The sequence below is a fragment of the Endozoicomonas sp. Mp262 genome (genome assembly GCF_025643335.1).
In the GTDB taxonomy this organism is placed as follows: Bacteria; Pseudomonadota; Gammaproteobacteria; order Pseudomonadales; family Endozoicomonadaceae; genus Endonucleibacter.
Genome location: NZ_CP092489.1, coordinates 1,351,649 through 1,371,926 on the forward strand (window position 1 = coordinate 1,351,649; position 20,278 = coordinate 1,371,926).

The following is a 20,278-nucleotide window of genomic DNA, read 5'->3' on the forward strand; positions in this document are numbered from 1 at the left end:
GGCTCCGACTACACCAATCTGAACATTTAACGATCAATTCTGCTTTTTTAGGCCGAATGAATACTCCAAACGTCTCTCATCTGGTTATTATTTAGGCGGGCTAAGCGTTGTGGAGGCTGCTACCCAGGCCGAGGCAACGGCATTTGATAAAATATCTCTGTTACATGCTGCAAAAGCTTCTTGAATGGGCAGCTGCTGGGTAGGTGCAGTTTGATCCGATCCTTGTACTCAACCACCTTAACCGCTACTTTGCAGAGTTTTGTGATTACCGTTGATGGCTGGGCTTTCTCCAGTTCCGTTCCTTTCAAAGCCTTGGTTCTCAGCTCGTAATGCAGAACGTAAGCCGCACAGGCATAAAACAGTCTCAAGTGATTGGCCAGAAAGGTCTGGTCTGACAGTCTGTCACCGGACAGATCACTTTTCAGGTGCTTAATGAAATTCTCATCCTGCCCTCTTGGGCAGTACAGATCCTCATAAATCACCTCTGGGGAAGCCTCTTTGATTGAGGTGACAATAAAGCGGGGATTGTCGCCTTTCTCGTTAACCTCTGCCTTATAGATTATCCGGGTATCGAGCCCTTTCCAGCTTTTAGCCTGATACTCGGCCTCACCGTACAGCCTGAGTCGTTCTGGCTCAGGCATATCGTTCAACTTGGCTAAGGCTGTTTTAACCTTGAAAGCTCGACGAGCCTCATCTAGCAACTCTTTGGCTTTAGGGCGTAAGGCCGTCTTGTGACCGGCACCTTTACCCAGCACATAATCAGCATGAGTATTAGCCTGAACAACATGCATTAACTCAGGTTGAGCAAAGTGGCTATCCCCGCGCACCAGCAAATGGGTTTTTGGCCACCGTTTACGGATAAGCTTGATGACACGCTTGATAATAGCGGCATTTTCCCTGCCTGTTGGCGTTTTGCCTGGACGGAGGATGGCAGTAATCAGCTTGCCACTGAGACCTTCAAAAATCAGCAAAGGCAGATAACAGTAGTCCTGATATTTGGCATTAAACAAATTCATTTGCTGCGATCCGTGGGTAATGGCCGGTGTGTGATCAAGATCGATCACGATAGCCATAGGTGGCAAGTCATAACTGGCGATAAAATGATGCACAAATGCTTCAGCCATTTGATAGATATCTTTGCGCCGCATGGACTTCCCGAGCCGTGTGTAGGTGGGAGATGAAGCCAGGTGGTTATCATCATCCAAAGGGTTTCGTCCGGTAGCCAGCTTTAACATGGGGTCTTTACGGAGGCGGTTGCTGTCGTTGGCATCCTCATAACCGCAAGCCATTTGCAAAATTCGCTGAACCAGGAGGTTTTGCAGAGAGTGGTCAATGTAGGATGGGTGACGCTTGTCATCAATGGCCTGGGTCAGTCTGGAAATAAGTCCGCTATGCAATATGGTTTCCCGTAACAGCAGAGCCCCAAAATCTGAAGATAACTCTCCACCATTGAAGTCCGCACGGATAGTTTTACCATTTGAAGGATGAAAGCGAAGCTGCTCTTGTGTAGATTGGGTCATGGCAAGTTCCGGTTTGCTTTTTCCGAAGCATTTTTTTGTCAATCCAATCGTACCAACAGATTGGACGGAACTTGCCTTTATTTATGAAATATCCGGGTTAGAAAAGGTTTAGAAAAGGTTTAGAAAAGGTTTAGAAAATTAATTGAATCTTGGTAAACCACCGCCTTTGGCAGTGAGCCTGGAATAGGCTCAGCCGAAACAGCGTGCAGGGTAGGAAAATAGCCTCCTTTGAACCGGAAAATTCTTGAATGACAAAAAGCTAGGTTCAAGTAATAGTCATGAACCTGATGTGCTGATCCCATATAAGGCATTGTAAATGCACTGCGCATTTTTTCCTATGGCAGTTATTAAAGCTGTATGCATTTGCTGTGATAACAAAGATAGAGTTGTAGCTTCCCTTGGTGTTAATCATACAGATTAATAAATAGTGGTTCTATTGAGTAAAAATATTTGGATTCATTAACTAAATAATTAAATAGTATCTGAGCATATTATTGATATTAATCAATTTGACGGGGGTTTTTTATCTGTGACTTGGATTTAAACGTTACTATTGTTGACAGAGTTTTATTTGTAGAGTTTAATATAAATCGTTTTTTGGCGAGTTAATTATACTGATCCAGATAGTTATAATTGTGTTCTAAGACCTGGTGGCTCTTTGCGAACATAAGAAAGTTTTATTTAGTTGTCTATGTTCTCAGGTATGGCGCTATTTAATAAAATTTCTTAGAGCTATAAAATCCAGTGCAATTATCTGGGTGGATTATAAAATATCCAGTTTGGGGTTTTATTATGTGCAACTCGTTGTAGATTAGTTCATTCTTTTGATGAAAGGCTGTTCTGGAGGTGGAGCGAGATTGTATTTCTATTCTAATAAGGAAAAGGTATTAAAAAAGCTCATGATTGTGTTGCCGGTTTAGTATGTTAGATTAATTTTTACAATCCATTTTACTAGTTTCCTAACAGCTAGCCATCAATGAATTATTAGGTTAAGAGAAAATAATGTACAAGTTTGATTTTAGCAAATATAAATCATTCAAACCTATCAATGATAGAGAATGGGTGAAAGTCTCAAATTGACCGAGCTTCTTCAGCTTGCCAACCGGGGAAAGTAGTAGGCAGCTATTTTTTCAATGCTTAAACAGAAGGCAGCCAATCACAGGTATGATGTTGATAGCACACAACACCTTGCCAGTGAGAGGCCGCCCCATGGAAGTATGTCAGCTACGGACTGAAGCCGCCACCATTTCTTGTGATGCGATTCAACGGTTAGGCCACCAATTGCAGGCTCTGCGAGAGTCTGGCAATCCTATCAGGCACTTTGAAGAGTTTGAGCAGACCGTTAATGCTCTCTTTAATCAAGCTCAGCAAGATTTTTTAGCAGAGGCGCTGGCTGAGCTTGATATTGATACCCCAGCTATTGAGGTCAGCGGGATCACTTATAAGCAGGTGTTGCGCAGTTATAAAACCTACCAGACAGCGGTTGGTTCAGTCCGGGTTATGCGAACACTTTACCGTAACGGCAAAGAGCCGTGTATCGTGCCCATGGAGTTGAAAGCCGGGATCGTGGAAGGCTTCTGGACGCCTCGGGCTGCAAAGCAAGCTGCCTGGGTTGTTGCTCAAATGTCTCCCGGTGAAGCAAAAAGCCTCCTTGATCTCATGGGAGGTATGTCTCCCTCAGAAAGCAGTCTTGCTCGTTTCCCCAGGCAATTTAATACTCAGTGGGAACAGCACCGTGAGCCTTTTGAAGAGATGCTTATTGAGAAACTTAACGTGCCCACCAATGCGGTCACAGTAGCCGCCTCCCTGGATGGCGTTATGCTGCCCATGAAAGATGGCAAACGAGTAGAAAAGCGAGCCAGGAGCGCTTCTGAAGGCAAACGGACTCAAGGGCCAACAGGTTGCAAGGAGGCCAGTTGCGGAACTTTGTCGTTTTACGATCAACAGGGGGAGCGTTTATCAACAGTCCGCATAGGACGAATGCCAGAAACTAAAAAACTCACACTCAAGCAGTCTTTGTCAGCACTATTGCAAGAAGCGTTGCGACAAAAGCCACAGCTGTCACTGGTCAAAGTCGCTGATGGCGCCAAGGACAACTGGTCATACCTTTCCCGGGAACTACCAGCGGGTGTTGAGGTTATTGATTACTACCACGCAGCCGATCACCTGAAGAAAGCATTTGACCAGGCTTATGGAGAAAACAGCATCAAGTCCAAAGAAAAGTTTGTCACTTACCGACACGTCCTCAAAGAGGAACTTGATGGGGTTGAGCGCATTATTAAAGCCCTGGCTTATCAGCATAAAAAGCATCCGCGCCGCTCAAAATTAAAGACCGAGCTGGAGTATTTCAGAAAAAATCGCCAGCGTATGCGCTATGCTGAACACTTGTCGAATAACCTTCCGATCGGCTCTGGTGTGGTAGAGGCAGCCTGTAAAACCTTGGTTACCCAGCGGATGAAGTGCTCAGGTATGCGCTGGAGAAATCCGGGTGGTCAGGGCATATTGACGCTTCGGTCATTAGTTCAGAGCCACTGGTTTGAAAATGGCTGGAAGTTATTTGCTGCAACTTATTGCGAGAAAGTCACCAAGGCTGCTACAAGCAATGTCATACCATTCCCTGAGAAAGGTGGCAGTGTTTAGTTGTGGTCAATATGAGACTTTCACCCTAGAGAATTAGGTATATGGACGGACTGTAAGATAAACAAGTCGTCATCACATCTTTATAATTGTTCGTGGACTTACAAAATAGGTGGGCATCTTGATCTTGGTGAGCTTGAGCGCTGTATCCAGTTAATTATTGAATTCTTTCCATCTTTTCGTACGTATTTTACTCAGGGTTCTGATGGCACAATAGAAAAAGCAATTCTTAAAGACGGTAAGTCTAGCTCTGTTATTCAATATATAAATTTTGAAGACTCATCTTTATCACAAAAATCACAAAAGAAAGCTGCTATTAATTTCCTTAAAAAAGAATTAGTTATTAATTTTGAGCTTAACGGTGGGATACTATATCGTTTTTATGTCACCAGTTATGGAGTAGATAAGCACTGTCTGATGCTAGTACAGCATCATTTAGTTTCCGATGCGATTTCAGGCGGAATTTTTACCAAGGCACTATCATACTTATAAGTAGTCACTCAAACGAAATCAGATATTTTTGACCAAATAGATCAAATATACGTTTGACCTCTTGTTCGAATTCCTTGAAATCCATTATTGACAGCAGGTTCAGCCATTCATACTTCACTTTTCTCCACAATATTTCTATCAGGTTTAGCTCAGGTGAATAGGTTGGTAAAAAACAGACTAAGAGCTTTTTCTCAATTGCCCAGTCTATTACTCTTTCTCTGAAAAGTTTGCTGGTATGAATGCTGGCATTATCCACCATGACGATGGTATAGCGCTCATTAGAGCTGTACTTGGGTTCTTCCATCCTGGCGGCAAAATCATCAAAGACACTGATAACTGTTTCGCTGTTAACACAACCTGTTACTGGGTAGTAGAAAAGGTCATTGGCACGATTCATAAATCCCAGCACATTGATACGCTTACTTTTTACAGAGGGTATTTTTAGCTGTGAGCCTTTTTCTTGCCAGCCATAGGGGACACAAGGCTCTTGACTAAAACCAGATTCATCAAAGTAAAACAGATTGACAAGCCCTTTATCCTCAGCATATTGGGCCTCTTTCAAGGCAGACTGGCAACATCTGAATTGCTCCTCATCGCGCTTATGGCTGCAAGCTTTACGAAACCGCTTATAAACAAGTCCCAGCTTTTTTTAAAAGTCTCGACAGGGTTTGCTTTGAGGCAACCTTACCGGTTTCCTCTGCAATCTTTGTTTGAACATAAGACAGCCTGCGAGGTTCCTCGGAGACAATCTCTCTAATGCGTTGTGCTTCCTGGTCAGTATAGATAGGTGGTTTTCCACCTTCATGTTTTTTGTACAAGCCGCGAAGGCCATAATCATCCCAGGCATCAATCCAGTCAGAGACTGTCTGATATCGAACTTCAAATATTGCAGCAATCTCGCTCATAGAATAACCACGTATGCTGAGTAAAATAGCATGAGCCCTTTCCCTTAGGTACGGATATGGCCCATGTCGAATAGCTTCTCTCAATGTTTTTATGACAGCGACATCGGTTACTGGATCAACAGTTTTCATCGTGACAACAGCGAAATTAACGATATTAGGCAATGAGTATAGCCAAATTGGAATGGGGAGTTATTAAACGGTCGTACAGTTATTTTTATCTATTAGCGGTTGCGTGAGTACTTATGGTAACAAATTAGCTTCATTAAGCGAAATATTTGGCAATCAGTCAGAGATTGATAATGTTAAACATGCACTGGAAAATAGTAAAGCTAATGGGCTGGATAAACAATACTGGCTGGATAAAGCGACAAAAATAAGTTGTATTGATAATGAAGTGTTAACTAATAACTACGATGCTTTAGAGAAAGATAGCATTGTTGAAATCAAAGAAGAAATCATAGATCTGGATCCTGAAACATCTGATTTAATTATTAGTATCTGCCATAAAAACAACGCTACACCTTTCTCACTATTCTCAACGCTGTTTACGGCTTTTTATTCCCGCATTTTTCAATGTAGTGAACTCTCCTTTGAATATCCAGTAAGTACGCGTCCTAGAGAGAATAGAGACCTTTATGGTTTTTATGTTGATATTCTTCCATTTTATGTACATATCGAAAATAATGACTCTCTTTTATCCTTGCTCAACAAGGTGGCTAGACAAAGAAAAGAGGATAGTGAGAATAAACATGGGTATGATGCATCACTATTTCGCAAATATACGTCAAACAAGATACTATCCAATGGTTTGCCTAGACTTACTATAGGTCAAAGTGGTAAGTTCTCAATAACTGCTGGATAGCTGCAAAATTCTGATATACATCTATCCTTCCCTCATGCAACCCCCAATCAATCAAGAGCAAGTGTACTCACCTGCGAGATTACTGAATCTTGTTGCTCAGCAGCAAGGGCAGATTACTCAGCAGCAAGAGCAGATAGCGAAGCTTCAAGCGCTTGTTGAGGCACTGCAAGCGCAGATTCGTCGTCTTAAAAAACTGCCGCCAAAGCCTGATATCAGACCCAATACAAAACCAAAAGATGATGGTAAAAAGGGTGATAATGGTCCCGGTGATGACAACGAACCGCCTGATAATTCAGGGAAACGTAAGGTTGAGAAGCCTGGCGAACGAACACGAAAAAATCGCCAACAGCCTGATAAGCCAGCAACAGAAAAAATCATCACCGTAGAAGTATCTGATGTCCCGTCTGGTTCGACACCAAACGGATTTAGCTCTTTTTCTGTACAAGAGCTGACTATTCAGGCGTTCACGGTCGAGTATCATTTGGAGCAATGGCAGACGCCCGACGGACAAACCATCACAGCAAAACCTCCCGAAAGCCTGCATGGACATCACTATGGACCACAACTCCAGTCCTATTTGTTGTACCAGCATCACGGTTGCTCGGTGACTCAGCCGCAGCTGTTGGACTGGTTGTGGGATATAGGAATCTCAATGTCCGCGGGAGAACTTCATCGGCTACTCACTGAAGGTCATACTGACTTTCATGAAGAAAAAGACGCTTTGCTGGCAACAGGGTTCAAATGCTCCCGCTACATCCAGACCGATGACACCGGAGCTAGGCATAAAGGACAAAATGGCTACTGTACCATTATCAACAATGAGCTATTTGCCTGGTTTGAGAGCACAGGCAGTAAGAGTAGGGAAAACTTCCTGAGCCTCTTGCATCGCCCCTGGAAGACTTATTCCGTCACGCAGGACGCCTTGGACTATCTGGAAAAATTTGATTACCCGGAGAAGTGGCTAAGCATCATCAGGCAATACATGGGCGTTACGTTTTTAAACCGGGAAGCCTGGGAAGCAGCCCTTAACGACCATGGGCTAACGGGAAAGACCCGGCGCAAGCAAGCAGCAGAAGCGCTTATTTACAGCAGCTTAATGGCTCATGGTATGGGACACCTGACCACATTCAGTGATGGTGCTCAGCAGTTCAACGTATTCAACCATGCTCAATGCTGGGTTCATGCGGAGCGGGGATTGGCTAAAGTCCACCCGGTCAATGAGCAGCAAGCCAGTGCACAGTACTGGTGTCGTACATGGTTCTGGGCTATCTACAACGATTTAAAAGTCTTCAAGGCCAGCCCCGATAAAAGTAAAGCTCAAAACATACGTCGCGATTTCAAGGCCCTGACTAATACCCAGGTAGACTTTCCTGATTTACAGGACGCACTGTCAGGGCTGGTCGTTATAGAGAAGGAATTGCTACAGGTACTCGATGCTCCAAGCCTTCCGCTCCATAACAACCTGAGCGAAAGCCAAATACGGGAATACGTGAAACGACGAAAAATCAGCGGCGGCACAAAAAGCAAAGCGGGAAGAAAGTGCCGGGATACGTTTGCCAGCCTGAAAAAAACTTGCCGGTTGTACGGTTTATCGTTTTGGCATTATCTGAAAGATCGAATCATGGGCAGTGGCAGTTTTCCCTGGTTGCCCGACCTGATAGAACAAGCATCCAGCGACTTTTCGTGTGGGTTAACCAGCAGTTATTGAGAACTTACAGCAAAATATTATTTTTTTTCTTTTATAAAAGGCTTTTTATTGACTGCCTCTATGCTGGCTTTTTCTTCATTCTGTTTTTCAGGAGGGGGGGATGATGTGATGATACTAGTCAATCAGATAAAAGTTTCATTAGATGGATGTTATAAAACATGTGCGAATTATGAAATACAGAAAGATATTGTTGGTTTTTCACATAATATTGTCCATTTGCTTGAGTGGGAGATGAAAAATCACATGGGCTTCAGCATGTGGGAAGACTTATTAGAGGATGCCATTCATTTGCTCAAAATAGATTCGGCTAATGAAATCATAGCAATGACTAATAAGGAGGGAGGTGTAGTAGCATTCGATGAGCGATCTATGATGATGATTTTTGTGGCTGGTTTGATGGCGAATGCTATACATGGTGTTTCAGAACATGATAAAACAGGTCATGAGATATCGGGAAGAGTTCATCTAAATGAACAGCTTAAGTAGTGTATAGATTGCTTTCGAATAATTTAACCATCCAGTCGGACAGTATTAGAAAATGAGATCATATACTCCTCTCCAAATGAAAAAAGCACCCGTTCAACTTCTTTTTCAAATTCCGCAAAGCTCTTGATTGACAAGAGGTTGAGCCATTCATACTTTATTTTCCTCCACAGGATTTCAATCAGGTTGAGCTCAGGTGAATATGTTGGCAGAAAGCAGACCAGCAATTTCTTTTCAATCATCCAGTCATCAATTCTGGCACAAAACTTTTTGCTGGTGTGAATGCTGGCATTATCCACCATAACTACCGTGTAACGATCATTTGAGCTGTATTTTTCATCTGCCATTTTCTCTGCAAAGTCATCAAAGGCCGCAATCACCGTATCGCTATTCACTGAACCCACAACAGGATAATGAAATAGCTCACAGCTTCGGTTCATAAACCCCAGTACGTTGATGCGTTTACTTTTGACTGATGGTATTCTGAGCTGCTTTCCTTTTTCCTGCCAACCGTATGGCACACAAGGTTCCTGGGTAAAGCCGGACTCATCAAAATAAAATAAATTGATTAACCCTTTGCTCTCGGCTTCCTGGGCATCTTTCAGAGCAGTTTTACAGTCATGGAATTGCTCTTCGTCCCGTTTATGTTTGCATGATTTACGGAGTCTTTTGTAAACCAGCCCTGCTTTTTTACAATGTTTGCCAGAGTAATTTTTGATGAAGATTTACCGGTTTCATCCTCGATCTTGGATTTGACATACGATAAGCGACGAGGCTCTTCAGCCACTAATTCTTTTATGCGTTGCACTTCGGATTCGTCATATATGCACGGCCTACCGCCACCATGCCCCTTGTACAAGGCACGAATACCATATTCTTCCCAATCATCAATCCACTGAGAAGCAGTTTGATATCTAATTTCAAGTATTTCGGCAATTTGCTCAAGGGTAAAGCCACGATTGCTCAATAAAAGGCTATGGGCTCTTTCCCTTATACATCTCAGAGGTCCGTAGTGTTTGGCGAATTTCAAAGTTAATAAAACAGCTTCATCAGTGATTGTAGTGACGTACTTCATAAGTAGTGTATAGATTGCTTTCGAATAATTTAACCATCCAGTCGGACAGTATTAGAAAATGAGATCATATACTCCTCTCCAAATGAAAAAAGCACCCGTTCAACTTCTTTTTCAAATTCCGCAAAGCTCTTGATTGACAAGAGGTTGAGCCATTCATACTTTATTTTCCTCCACAGGATTTCAATCAGGTTGAGCTCAGGTGAATATGTTGGCAGAAAGCAGACCAGCAATTTCTTTTCAATCATCCAGTCATCAATTCTGGCACAAAACTTTTTGCTGGTGTGAATGCTGGCATTATCCACCATAACTACCGTGTAACGATCATTTGAGCTGTATTTTTCATCTGCCATTTTCTCTGCAAAGTCATCAAAGGCCGCAATCACCGTATCGCTATTCACTGAACCCACAACAGGATAATGAAATAGCTCACAGCTTCGGTTCATAAACCCCAGTACGTTGATGCGTTTACTTTTGACTGATGGTATTCTGAGCTGCTTTCCTTTTTCCTGCCAACCGTATGGCACACAAGGTTCCTGGGTAAAGCCGGACTCATCAAAATAAAATAAATTGATTAACCCTTTGCTCTCGGCTTCCTGGGCATCTTTCAGAGCAGTTTTACAGTCATGGAATTGCTCTTCGTCCCGTTTATGTTTGCATGATTTACGGAGTCTTTTGTAAACCAGCCCTGCTTTTTTACAATGTTTGCCAGAGTAATTTTTGATGAAGATTTACCGGTTTCATCCTCGATCTTGGATTTGACATACGATAAGCGACGAGGCTCTTCAGCCACTAATTCTTTTATGCGTTGCACTTCGGATTCGTCATATATGCACGGCCTACCGCCACCATGCCCCTTGTACAAGGCACGAATACCATATTCTTCCCAATCATCAATCCACTGAGAAGCAGTTTGATATCTAATTTCAAGTATTTCGGCAATTTGCTCAAGGGTAAAGCCACGATTGCTCAATAAAAGGCTATGGGCTCTTTCCCTTATACATCTCAGAGGTCCGTAGTGTTTGGCGAATTTCAAAGTTAATAAAACAGCTTCATCAGTGATTGTAGTGACGTACTTCATAGGGAGAGGGATTTAAAGACCAGTACTCTCTTTATAATAGAGTAAATGTATCATTCAATAGCTATCTGATCGTTAGATCAAGAAGTAGATTTCTCGTACTGGCCGAACATCCAGTTTATTTGAAACCAAACTATGACCTACTTATAGCTATTTCAGAAAAGAATATTGCCCTTTTGTTATCGGTATCGGTTAATCTTGTGATGGAAAATATTTTTAAAAGGGGGAGTGTGATTAATCATCTTGAAAGAGTATTAAATGATAGTCCGGTTTTGTCAAAATATGAATGTAATCCTTCAAAGTATATCCATGATCATAAAAAGAAAATGGCTCCCTTTCAAGACTCTGAACAAGATGTTGTTCTTAAGTTATATAGTTTGATGGTGGCTGTTAGGAGTGTCAGAGGTGTCCCTGTAAAAGGGTTGCAAGACTTTAATAGAGAGCTGGGATTCAGGGAAGCATTTGTCAATTTTTCTGAAATGGAAAAGGCTGATTTAATTAGAGTCGTTGATGGAAGGAAATATATTAATCTCGCTATTATAAAACAATTATTTCAGAAAGCGATGCATGATAATGGCTGTAGCAAAGAGCGTTGTAGCGATGAGTCTTTATTGGGTGTATTTAAAGAAAGCTTGCTGGAGCCAGAAGTTGGTTCCTTATCTTCTTTAGAAAATAGTGTTTTTTTTGATGGTGATACGCCCTATGTTTCTATAGAAGTATTTCTTGTTTATAGCGTAATAGCCACCAGGCTCGATGCAACTCATAGGAGAAAATTAAGGCTGTTAGCGCTTGAAGTATTATCATTGTTTATTCCTGATGCTGAAGAGGTGGAAAGACAAAAGAGTGCGAGCCTTTATAGAATATATTATATGGAATTTAATTATTACTTTGATTTGCTGGACAACTATATTATCAATAGCAAGCAGAAAATGCGTATGTTGAAAATGCCTTTAAAGCGAAAAGCCCTGGAATTGGATGAGATGGCTTTTGAAGAAATTGATGGGCTGTCGGTGCATTCAATAAGTTTTATGCTGTATTATCTTGATAGATTATTAAGCATAAAGCCATCGCTATTTGTAGAATATAGCAATATCCCTGATATGGTTGATGTATCAGAGCCAATGGATATACAACCTCTTCCTGAAATCAGGAGGTCTCATAAATTTTCAGGTCTGCAGCATTTATTGATGCCTTGTGTTTTTAAGACTGTCACTGCACATTGATACATAGCTGAGTAAATCTGGATTCAAGCAATAGGGGTAGATCTTTCTTCTTGATGGCATTGATTCAAGATTTAGGATCTATCCTGGAGTTATAAAACAAGAACAAGGATATGTAAATAATTCAAATTGAGAGACTATATTTTGGATAAAATAATTTACTCCGATTTTCGCAGCCAGCTGGCTAGAATGCTGGATAAAGTCAATGAGGACTGTAAACCTGTGCTTGTTACCCGATAAAATGGTAAATCGGCAGTGGTTATGTCTCTGGAGGATTTTAAGTCATATCAGGAAACAGCTTATCTTATCATGGAGTAATAATGCTTGGGATGACCACCTTTATTGGTAAAATACTAATAAAAAAGTTCTCAAGCGCATTAATACCCTTATTAATGATAATCAATTAAGCTCTCTTATATCACCATGGATATCCACAAATACTTTAAAGAAATCAGGATTGATTTGAATGCGCCAGATATAAGCAGCCTGTTCATTTACATGGGGAATTTCAAAGAAATAAACATTGTTGTTAATATCAAACATGCCTCCAGCCTGATGAGCATGCTCTGCCTCCAGCTTTCTTAATAGACTTTCTGCCTGAAAAAGGGAAACGCCCCCGAGATTATGCTCAGCATAGTATCTGGCAGTTGCTTCCAGATGATGAAAACGCCCATGCTCAATATTAGAATGACTTAAATCCTGATAGTTTTTTAATACGGAACGATTAACAACCAGAAGTCCTATCTGGAATATATCTTCTTCGTTACCATTTTCAGGATTAGCGGCATTGTAAAAACTCATGTTAATACATGGGTTCGCTGTGCCAGGCTCACCTTCATCACGCTTCAGGCGTCCGGTATCAACTATGACCCCCGGAACCAATGTATACAATGACATACCCAGACTGCTTAATACTGACACCAGGCTTTTAATGGCAAAACGTACAAGCATCAAAAGGTATTCATCAGAAATAATCTCATCGTAAAGACTGGGGTATTCCTCCTTTACTATTTCGAGAATATTATCCTGATCTGGATAAGGGCCAAACCCCATCACGGCAAAGTTACAAAGCCTATCTGCAAAGTAGTTAGTCAGTTTAATATCCAGTGGACTAATATTTTGTAATTCAGAATGAATTCCACCGATAGCGTGAACATTGCTACTATTAATGGTCATACTAAGCCTCTTTTATAAATGCCTGCCTTACCATGCGTAACTAAAGCTTTTTAAACTAAATGGAATAGTATCAAAGCAAAATCAATATACTAAAAAATATGTATATTTTATAAAGGGCAAGCTAATGGATAAATAAGTGGATGTCTTTTTTATTAATTATTTTTTATGAAATAGCTATAGGTTTTACAACATGTGTTTTTGCCACAAGATCATGCCAGGCCGCTTTATCTTTCTTAAAAGCAGCCCATATATAACCTAAATGCAGTGGCAGGAAACCCACTATCTTCATAACAGTTCGTTTAGCAGATTGGGAGAATGTAATTCTTCCCCCTTTGTCATTAACGACTCTAATGCCTAATAACACTTTTCCGTGAGTACCTTGAAATTTTGAGCAATCCATAAAAAATCCGTATGCTACCCATAGTAAAAATGCCGTATCTCGAATCATATTCCGCTCAGCTATAAACTGAATTTTCTCATCCAGTATTTGGTTACCATTTAAATAGTCCGCCATGGATACATCAAAACCCAATAAAAAATAAGCTATGCAAAACACAGCGATAAATATGGGTGTAACATCAATTATGTAGGCTAATAAACGTTTCCAAAAACCTACGTACTGCAATTTAGTTTTCCTATGGTTGTGACTGTTTATATGGAATATTTTTCACCACAGAGGCTCAGAGAACACAGAGATTTATTTTGGGGAGGATAAAAACTCTACGACTTCCATGGTAAATATTAAAGGATAAACTCTCGTTCCCAGCGTCCCGAGGTTGTCGCGAAAGTCATAGTTTCTCCTTCTCTAAATGAGAATTAACCCTCTTGATATACAAGGGGTGTAGAGACGAGTTTTTCATACTGATATATGAAAACAGGCTTTCGCGACACCCTCTCCCCGCTGGGAATGCATACGGATACTTCTGATTGTTATAGCTCGGGTAGGCATGTATTCCCAGGCTGGAGAATGAGTCTAGGTGTTTTATATGATTCTCGTTCTAAATGGTTTACCACTATATTTTCAAAGTGATCCATTAATGAATTGACTTTTGCATATAAATCATAAAACTCTTCATTAGTTAATGATAAATCTTGATTGTTATCAGTGCGCTCTCCGTGGGCTATGGCATTTCTACACTTTAACAACCTATTATCTATATAAAATTTGTGGTTAGAAAAGTAAGTTGAGTCTACACCAACCTTATCTAGTAATTCATTAAGTACTTCAGTATTAAGATTGCTTTGAGTATCGATATTTTTTTCAACATCTAACTTAAACCTCTTATTTTTGCAGTCTGTGAGCACAAAGTTTACTGATTTCAAATAAGAACTGAATTTTTTATATGGAAAATTATTGTCGAATTCACTGATAATACCAAGAGCCCTCAAATTGTTAGATAACTCAGAATATTTAATAGCCTTAAAATTCAAATAATAAAAAAAAGCCTCACAAACTTTTTTCACGTAACCTTCCCAGTGAGAGTATAGAAGTAAGATGCCACTTCTTATAAGAGTATGGCTATGTGAAGCTCTTGCTCCATGGATGAGTGATTTAACATTTGTCAATTCCTTTCTTCTCCAAGCTCGCTCTTTTTGTATGTGATCAAGAAATTGATTCTTACTCTTGATTTTCATCTAAGAAAAACCTTCTAGCTAATGGGAGAAGACGAGGCCAACGATAATTAGCTCTGGAACCTGAACCGCTATACTTTGTAAAAATTGGATCAGAAAACAAGCTAGTTGATACAGTTCTTAATTTATTGGGAAGACCTGCTTCATCTTTACCTCCTTAACTTTAGAGTTAGTATGACATGAACGTCTGGTTATATTTTAAAAATTGTGTGCAAAAATACATCCAAACGTTTTTTCAGATTCGGTATTATTCTTGATTATTGCGTTGTCGCCGCTATTTATGCCGCTTTTTTCTTTTCTTTGACTATTCCGTCAGTCAAACTATTAAAATTGAACTCATATTTTTGGCTATATCGGTTCCAGCCCTCACGAATAGGTAATCTGGGGATAATTCCTGCGAGTGCAAATCTTAGCATGCCAGCGGTGGTTGTGTCCTGATCCCGCCAAGGAATCCTTGAAATGCCCACGCTTGCTTGATTTTTACAGACGGTCAACAGTTGCAATAATGCGTATCCAGCCATCTTCAGATGCATCCACCGCAACAGAGTTCTCAGCTTTTGCTGCCATAACTGGCGGCAACCAAATGAATGTTTAATTTGCTGAAACATGGGTTCAACCGGCCATCTTTTCGCATAAATACGAAGGATGTCTATACCTTCAAGTCCAGTATTGGTTGCAATGAATATACGGCTTTCTGTCAGTCCTTTATCATTTTCAAACCGACCCCAGACAACCCGAACCTTGCGGCCTTTCAGGAAGCGAGCCCGACATACCCGGGTGCGATAACGTATCTTTCGAAATCTGCCGTATATTCTTACGGTTGTTTGATATTCCGGTAGCTTCTCCACTTCCGGGGGCGTCATTTTGATGCCATACTTTTTGGGTCGCCCACGTTTTTTTGCAGTGGACTCCAACGGTAAGGCATACAATGCCCGGTTTAACGGGATTTGCCCTACTACTTCATAGCCCATTTCCAGAACGGGTTGCATTAGCGTCCAGTTCATATACCAACAGTCTGTCAGCAAGCGCAGTCCTTGCACCTTCACCTCTTGTCTCACCACTTTTAGCATGGCAACAGCGATTTTTAGCTTACTGGCATTGCCTGAAGCAGGAGATGGAAAGGAAAGCACAGGGATGGCAGTAAATACTTCATCTTTAGCCCGCTCAAATACAACAGCCAGGGATACCCAGCATTGTCCCCAGATATACGTTGGCCGGTTCCTTTTTTTACTGTGCTGGTGATGGGTTCGGCAAGCGGGAGCCTTGTCAGAAAAACGCTCCACCACCCAATCATCAAGACCAATGTTGATAAGTTCACCCCGTGGTACTTTTGAGCATACCAGCTGAATGAGCCGGCATGCGAGGCTCCTCCACCGCCACTTGCCTTGAGAGAGCCAATGGTGGTAACTGCTCCATACGCATTGAAAGTTATTAATAGATAACAGCGCCTGAGTGACAAAGCCTTGCCCGGATAGCATGCAGCCAAAAAGAAGTTCGCAGAACGTAGGTACTGCTGTTGGGGATAGCGCTGAAGCAAGAAACGTTGTATATAAGGCAAGCTCCCGGAGGATCTCTTTATGATCTGAAGTGAGCATAGCAACCATCTTTGTATTTTGTTTGGAGATGGTTGCTATTAACCGATTTCAGATGAAAATCGTACTATTGTTCTTTGGTAACTCTAAAGTCGAGTTTACCTCCTTTCAGGTATAAATATGCACCAGTTGCAATCACTTCAAAAATTGAAAGTTGAAATCCGCCTTTATACCTTCCATCTACATAGCGCTTAAATGCATCATCAGCTAGTGTGGCATTAATTATCCTAAAGGTTTTAGAAAACAATTCTTTCTCTTCAGTCCAATCTATATCACTGTCAGAGAAGGATTTTAGACTGTCTGTCAAAAATTCTGAAACATCAGTAATTCCTTTTAGCTGACTATCTGTAGAATGAGATAGAGAAATCAGTCTTAAAACCAATTCCATTTCATACCTTTCTTCATATAACCGATCACTTATGCTTATACTTTCGTTGAAATTTTGATCTTTAGCAATCTTTGCAAGAGTTTTATAAAAGTCTTCATTTAACATAATAAGAAGACAGTTTCTTACTTCTTGATCTGATAATTGTGATCCCCCTGTATTCAAGCGCTGAAATAGTTCAAATTTAGTGCTAGTATCACTCTCCTTCTTAATTATTTTTATTTCGACTTTTTCCCTTTTAAAAAGCCTCTTTAATGAATCATCCAGCGTTTTACTTGCATCATTCCAAGAAACTCCATCTAAAAGAGGAAGGTATTCTGTGGAAGCCAGGGTTAAAGCTTCACCTTTCTTTCCATCCTCACCCTTTAATTCATTCATAAACGAGAGAATTGTTGAGATTCGTTGCAAACCATCTACTAAATCCCAAACACCATTTTCTCGTTGGGCAACAAATATGGATGGTAATGGAATACCTAATAATATTGATTCAATCAATCTCACTTTTTGAGTGTGAGACCATCTATAAAATCGTTGGAATGCTGGATTTATTTCAAGATCACCCTCTTTATAAAGGTTGACTAATTCACCTATTGACATAGGGTAAGAATCAGTGAAAATCTCTTTACGTTTATCTTCTATTTGAGTCAATAAATTCATTTATGATTTCCTATAAGTAGTCACTCAAACGAAATCAGATATTTTTGACCAAATAGATCAAATATACGTTTGACCTCTTGTTCGAATTCCTTGAAATCCATTATTGACAGCAGGTTCAGCCATTCATACTTCACTTTTCTCCACAATATTTCTATCAGGTTTAGCTCAGGTGAATAGGTTGGTAAAAAACAGACTAAGAGCTTTTTCTCAATTGCCCAGTCTATTACTCTTTCTCTGAAAAGTTTGCTGGTATGAATGCTGGCATTATCCACCATGACGATGGTATAGCGCTCATTAGAGCTGTACTTGGGTTCTTCCATCCTGGCGGCAAAATCATCAAAGACACTGATAACTGTTTCGCTGTTAACACAACCTGTTACTGGGTAGTAGAAAAGGTCATTGGCACGATTCATAAATCCCAGCACATTGATACGCTTACTTTTTACAGAGGGTATTTTTAGCTGTGAGCCTTTTTCTTGCCAGCCATAGGGGACACAAGGCTCTTGACTAAAACCAGATTCATCAAAGTAAAACAGATTGACAAGCCCTTTATCCTCAGCATATTGGGCCTCTTTCAAGGCAGACTGGCAACATCTGAATTGCTCCTCATCGCGCTTATGGCTGCAAGCTTTACGAAACCGCTTATAAACAAGTCCCAGCTTTTTTTAAAAGTCTCGACAGGGTTTGCTTTGAGGCAACCTTACCGGTTTCCTCTGCAATCTTTGTTTGAACATAAGACAGCCTGCGAGGTTCCTCGGAGACAATCTCTCTAATGCGTTGTGCTTCCTGGTCAGTATAGATAGGTGGTTTTCCACCTTCATGTTTTTTGTACAAGCCGCGAAGGCCATAATCATCCCAGGCATCAATCCAGTCAGAGACTGTCTGATATCGAACTTCAAATATTGCAGCAATCTCGCTCATAGAATAACCACGTATGCTGAGTAAAATAGCATGAGCCCTTTCCCTTAGGTACGGATATGGCCCATGTCGAATAGCTTCTCTCAATGTTTTTATGACAGCGACATCGGTTACTGGATCAACAGTTTTCATCGTGACAACAGCGAAATTAACGATATTAGGCAATGAGTATAGCCAAATTGGAATGGGGAGTTATTAAACGGTCGTACAGTTATTTTTATCTATTAGCGGTTGCGTGAGTACTTATATAAATAATGTCTGATTATAATAAAATTAGTGCCGGTTTGCAGAGTGTATTGCAGCAGCTATTCCCGCATGATGAACGTCGATGATCGTTGGTATTGACAATAAGGCAGCAAAAATAATGAAGCCGATCAAAACTGAGCCGCCAATTAACAAAGCGGAGCTTTAAAGAAAAAATGTCACCCCTGAACGTAGCTACGATATGGCCGGTTATGATGTATCGAATGGAATCACCCTTTTCTCTTCAATACCATGAGTTACTGTGTAAAAAAGCCCCTCCCACGTTTTTATCAGCCAATGCAAAAAATAGCCCTGTATCCATTTCCATAATGCTATACGGACTCCTTTTGAGCGGGTTCTTAAAGCTTCCTGAAACTGGGGACAGCACAGTTCCTGTATTTGATCTACGAGAAAAGCAAGCATCGTCAGATAGGCCAGATTTGTGGCTAAGTGCTTCTCACCGTGACCGTAGTTATGTTCGAGATCGTAGCCTTGATTTTTCAGGGTGTTAAACGTCTGGTTCTCAATATGCCATCGGCAGCGCCCTCCTTTCATGACGGGTTCTATGGTTTCTTCGTTAAGCGGAATATCAGTCACCCAGCACCAGATATGCTGTTTACCTTTTTTATCGGTTTCGACAAAATCAAGCACATTAACCTGTTCTGCATATTTTGCCTTGTTCAGCCTGACGTCATTGGCATAGCGAAACCACCACTTAATTCCAGTCTCTTCATTAACTTTTTCAGCACGGTGAACTTTTCCTTCTTTATCCAGCTCATCCATCGCTTCAACCAGCGAGGCATGGTTGCCATCTTTCGCGACAATGATGTAATGCCAGCCATAACTCTTAATCAGTTGGACAGTGGGGTTGTCAGCATAAAGACTGTCCAGAAGAATAACGAACTTTAGACGTGGGTGATGCTCTCGTATGGTGGCAAACAACCGTTTAATGGCATTTTTTTCACAGTCATTTTTGGTCGAACCGTCCTGGCAAACTATGGCTTCCGGTGCCAATGGCAAGACTGTTTTTTGATCCGGGTGAGCAATGCATGCTGCCATTAACTGGTGGTAGTGAGCTTCGTTGGCCTTTCCCTTATTTTTAGTACAGCACTCCTGACAAGGTTTTTTATTATTGCAGGAGTAAAATAGCCCAGTTCCATCGATCGGGAGCAAGTAGTGATTTTTCAAGTTCCCGCAGTGAAATTCGAATGCCTTCAGTAATCCGCCCCTTTGGACGTTAGACAGCAATGTCTTAAAAGGCTTTTTGAACTCTACGGGATCTATTGGATCCAGGATTTCCCGCATACTGGTATCACAGGGAGCACGTTTTTTTATCTGATACAGGTGCTCAAGGTTATGCCTTACTTCTTGCTCTGTTTTATCACGCTCAAACGAGAGGAGCGATGGGTACTTGAGATGCATCATGGCAAAAGCGGACATGGAGGCATCATGTATTGTTATTTTTCTGGAATCCTTGTTTGGTCGGACATCTGGAATTTGCTCATAACTTTCAGAAATCGTAGTAATTAAACTGTTTGCACAAAGATGCTTACGACTTTTTTGGAATGGATAAGCCATGAGAGACAGCCATTGATAAAGTATCCCTATCAAAAGTCAGCAATTCCCGCAGACTTGATTAAAGCCCTTAATAACAAGGGCTGTAGCTTGGTAGCCTCTTGCTAAAATCGCAGACTATCC

Annotated in this window: 21 protein-coding genes; 6 read left to right on the top strand and 15 right to left on the bottom strand. The window is 41.0% G+C overall.

Features of this window, described 5'->3' with window-relative positions:
- Positions 1-119: 119 nt before the first annotated feature.
- Positions 120-1,520, bottom strand: a complete 1,401-nt coding sequence (locus MJ595_RS05875; protein ID WP_263322433.1) for an IS1380 family transposase — start codon at positions 1,518-1,520, stop codon at positions 120-122.
- 1,164 nt (positions 1,521-2,684) lie between these two features.
- Between MJ595_RS05875 and MJ595_RS05880 the strand changes: the two genes are divergently transcribed.
- Entirely contained in the window at positions 2,685-4,160 is a 1,476-nt protein-coding gene (locus MJ595_RS05880; protein ID WP_263078329.1) for a hypothetical protein, read from the top strand.
- Between the two features lie 493 nt (positions 4,161-4,653).
- Here the strand turns inward: MJ595_RS05880 and MJ595_RS05885 are convergent, their stop codons facing one another.
- Together MJ595_RS05885 and MJ595_RS05890 are read right to left on the bottom strand one after the other, a co-directional pair.
- Positions 4,654-5,292 carry an IS630 family transposase gene (locus MJ595_RS05885; RefSeq protein WP_263322441.1) on the bottom strand — a complete coding sequence of 213 codons (639 nt, stop codon included), beginning with the start codon at positions 5,290-5,292 and terminating at the stop codon, positions 4,654-4,656.
- Entirely contained in the window at positions 5,276-5,683 is a 408-nt protein-coding gene (locus tag MJ595_RS05890; protein ID WP_263078176.1) for a helix-turn-helix domain-containing protein, read from the bottom strand. The genes MJ595_RS05885 and MJ595_RS05890 overlap by 17 nt, the downstream gene beginning before the upstream one ends.
- 103 nt (positions 5,684-5,786) lie before the next feature.
- Between MJ595_RS05890 and MJ595_RS05895 the strand changes: the two genes are divergently transcribed.
- Genes MJ595_RS05895 through MJ595_RS05905 form a run of 3 tightly spaced genes read left to right on the top strand, consistent with a single transcriptional unit; the run spans position 5,787 to position 8,610 of the window.
- Entirely contained in the window at positions 5,787-6,416 is a 630-nt protein-coding gene (locus MJ595_RS05895) for a condensation domain-containing protein (protein WP_263081527.1), read from the top strand.
- Positions 6,417-6,450: 34 nt separating this feature from the next.
- Positions 6,451-8,124, top strand: coding sequence for a transposase (locus MJ595_RS05900; protein WP_263078486.1), 1,674 nt, complete (start codon positions 6,451-6,453; stop codon positions 8,122-8,124).
- 48 nt (positions 8,125-8,172) lie between these two features.
- On the top strand, positions 8,173-8,610 hold the full coding sequence (locus tag MJ595_RS05905) for a hypothetical protein (protein ID WP_263081528.1): 438 nt from the start codon (positions 8,173-8,175) through the stop codon (positions 8,608-8,610).
- Between the two features lie 23 nt (positions 8,611-8,633).
- Here the strand turns inward: MJ595_RS05905 and MJ595_RS05910 are convergent, their stop codons facing one another.
- From MJ595_RS05910 to MJ595_RS05925, 4 genes are read right to left on the bottom strand one after another with little or no spacing between them, the layout of a single operon-like run.
- On the bottom strand, positions 8,634-9,287 hold the full coding sequence (locus MJ595_RS05910; RefSeq protein ID WP_263322427.1) for an IS630 family transposase: 654 nt from the start codon (positions 9,285-9,287) through the stop codon (positions 8,634-8,636).
- A complete protein-coding gene (locus tag MJ595_RS05915; protein WP_263078037.1) occupies positions 9,209-9,682 on the bottom strand; it encodes a helix-turn-helix domain-containing protein in 474 nt (157 codons plus the stop codon). Before MJ595_RS05915 ends, MJ595_RS05910 begins: the two co-directional genes overlap by 79 nt.
- Before the next feature lie 29 nt (positions 9,683-9,711).
- Positions 9,712-10,365: an IS630 family transposase gene (locus tag MJ595_RS05920; RefSeq protein ID WP_263322427.1), complete on the bottom strand. Its 654-nt coding sequence runs from the start codon at positions 10,363-10,365 to the stop codon at positions 9,712-9,714.
- Positions 10,287-10,760, bottom strand: a complete 474-nt coding sequence (locus tag MJ595_RS05925) for a helix-turn-helix domain-containing protein (RefSeq protein WP_263078037.1) — start codon at positions 10,758-10,760, stop codon at positions 10,287-10,289. Before MJ595_RS05925 ends, MJ595_RS05920 begins: the two co-directional genes overlap by 79 nt.
- 119 nt (positions 10,761-10,879) lie before the next feature.
- On the opposite strand from MJ595_RS05925, the gene MJ595_RS05930 reads away from it, so the two are divergent.
- Both MJ595_RS05930 and MJ595_RS05935 read left to right on the top strand, forming a co-directional pair.
- Positions 10,880-11,980, top strand: coding sequence for a hypothetical protein (locus MJ595_RS05930; protein WP_263081529.1), 1,101 nt, complete (start codon positions 10,880-10,882; stop codon positions 11,978-11,980).
- Between the two features lie 141 nt (positions 11,981-12,121).
- Positions 12,122-12,217 (top strand): type II toxin-antitoxin system Phd/YefM family antitoxin, encoded by a 96-nt coding sequence (locus tag MJ595_RS05935; protein WP_263081530.1) that lies wholly within the window; start codon positions 12,122-12,124, stop codon positions 12,215-12,217.
- A 159-nt stretch (positions 12,218-12,376) separates the two neighbouring features.
- Here MJ595_RS05935 and MJ595_RS05940 read toward each other — a convergent pair whose 3' ends face one another.
- The 8 genes from MJ595_RS05940 to MJ595_RS05975 all read right to left on the bottom strand — a co-directional run bounded on the left by MJ595_RS05940 (position 12,377) and on the right by MJ595_RS05975 (position 20,158).
- Positions 12,377-13,153, bottom strand: a complete 777-nt coding sequence (locus tag MJ595_RS05940) for a hypothetical protein (protein ID WP_263081531.1) — start codon at positions 13,151-13,153, stop codon at positions 12,377-12,379.
- A 163-nt stretch (positions 13,154-13,316) separates the two neighbouring features.
- Entirely contained in the window at positions 13,317-13,778 is a 462-nt protein-coding gene (locus tag MJ595_RS05945; RefSeq protein ID WP_263081532.1) for an RDD family protein, read from the bottom strand.
- Between the two features lie 305 nt (positions 13,779-14,083).
- Complete coding sequence (locus tag MJ595_RS05950) at positions 14,084-14,788, bottom strand: MAE_28990/MAE_18760 family HEPN-like nuclease (RefSeq protein WP_263081533.1); 705 nt, start codon at positions 14,786-14,788, stop codon at positions 14,084-14,086.
- A gap of 275 nt (positions 14,789-15,063) precedes the next feature.
- Positions 15,064-16,389 carry a transposase gene (locus tag MJ595_RS05955; RefSeq protein ID WP_263078492.1) on the bottom strand — a complete coding sequence of 442 codons (1,326 nt, stop codon included), beginning with the start codon at positions 16,387-16,389 and terminating at the stop codon, positions 15,064-15,066.
- Positions 16,390-16,444: 55 nt separating this feature from the next.
- The gene (locus MJ595_RS05960; RefSeq protein WP_263081534.1) at positions 16,445-17,419 is read right to left on the bottom strand and encodes a DUF262 domain-containing protein; all 975 of its coding nucleotides are present in this window, start codon (positions 17,417-17,419) and stop codon (positions 16,445-16,447) included.
- A 20-nt stretch (positions 17,420-17,439) separates the two neighbouring features.
- On the bottom strand, positions 17,440-18,078 hold the full coding sequence (locus MJ595_RS05965; RefSeq protein ID WP_263322441.1) for an IS630 family transposase: 639 nt from the start codon (positions 18,076-18,078) through the stop codon (positions 17,440-17,442).
- Positions 18,062-18,469: a helix-turn-helix domain-containing protein gene (locus tag MJ595_RS05970; protein WP_263078176.1), complete on the bottom strand. Its 408-nt coding sequence runs from the start codon at positions 18,467-18,469 to the stop codon at positions 18,062-18,064. Before MJ595_RS05970 ends, MJ595_RS05965 begins: the two co-directional genes overlap by 17 nt.
- 321 nt (positions 18,470-18,790) lie before the next feature.
- On the bottom strand, positions 18,791-20,158 hold the full coding sequence (locus tag MJ595_RS05975) for a transposase (protein ID WP_263078002.1): 1,368 nt from the start codon (positions 20,156-20,158) through the stop codon (positions 18,791-18,793).
- Between the last annotated feature and the right edge of the window lie 120 nt (positions 20,159-20,278).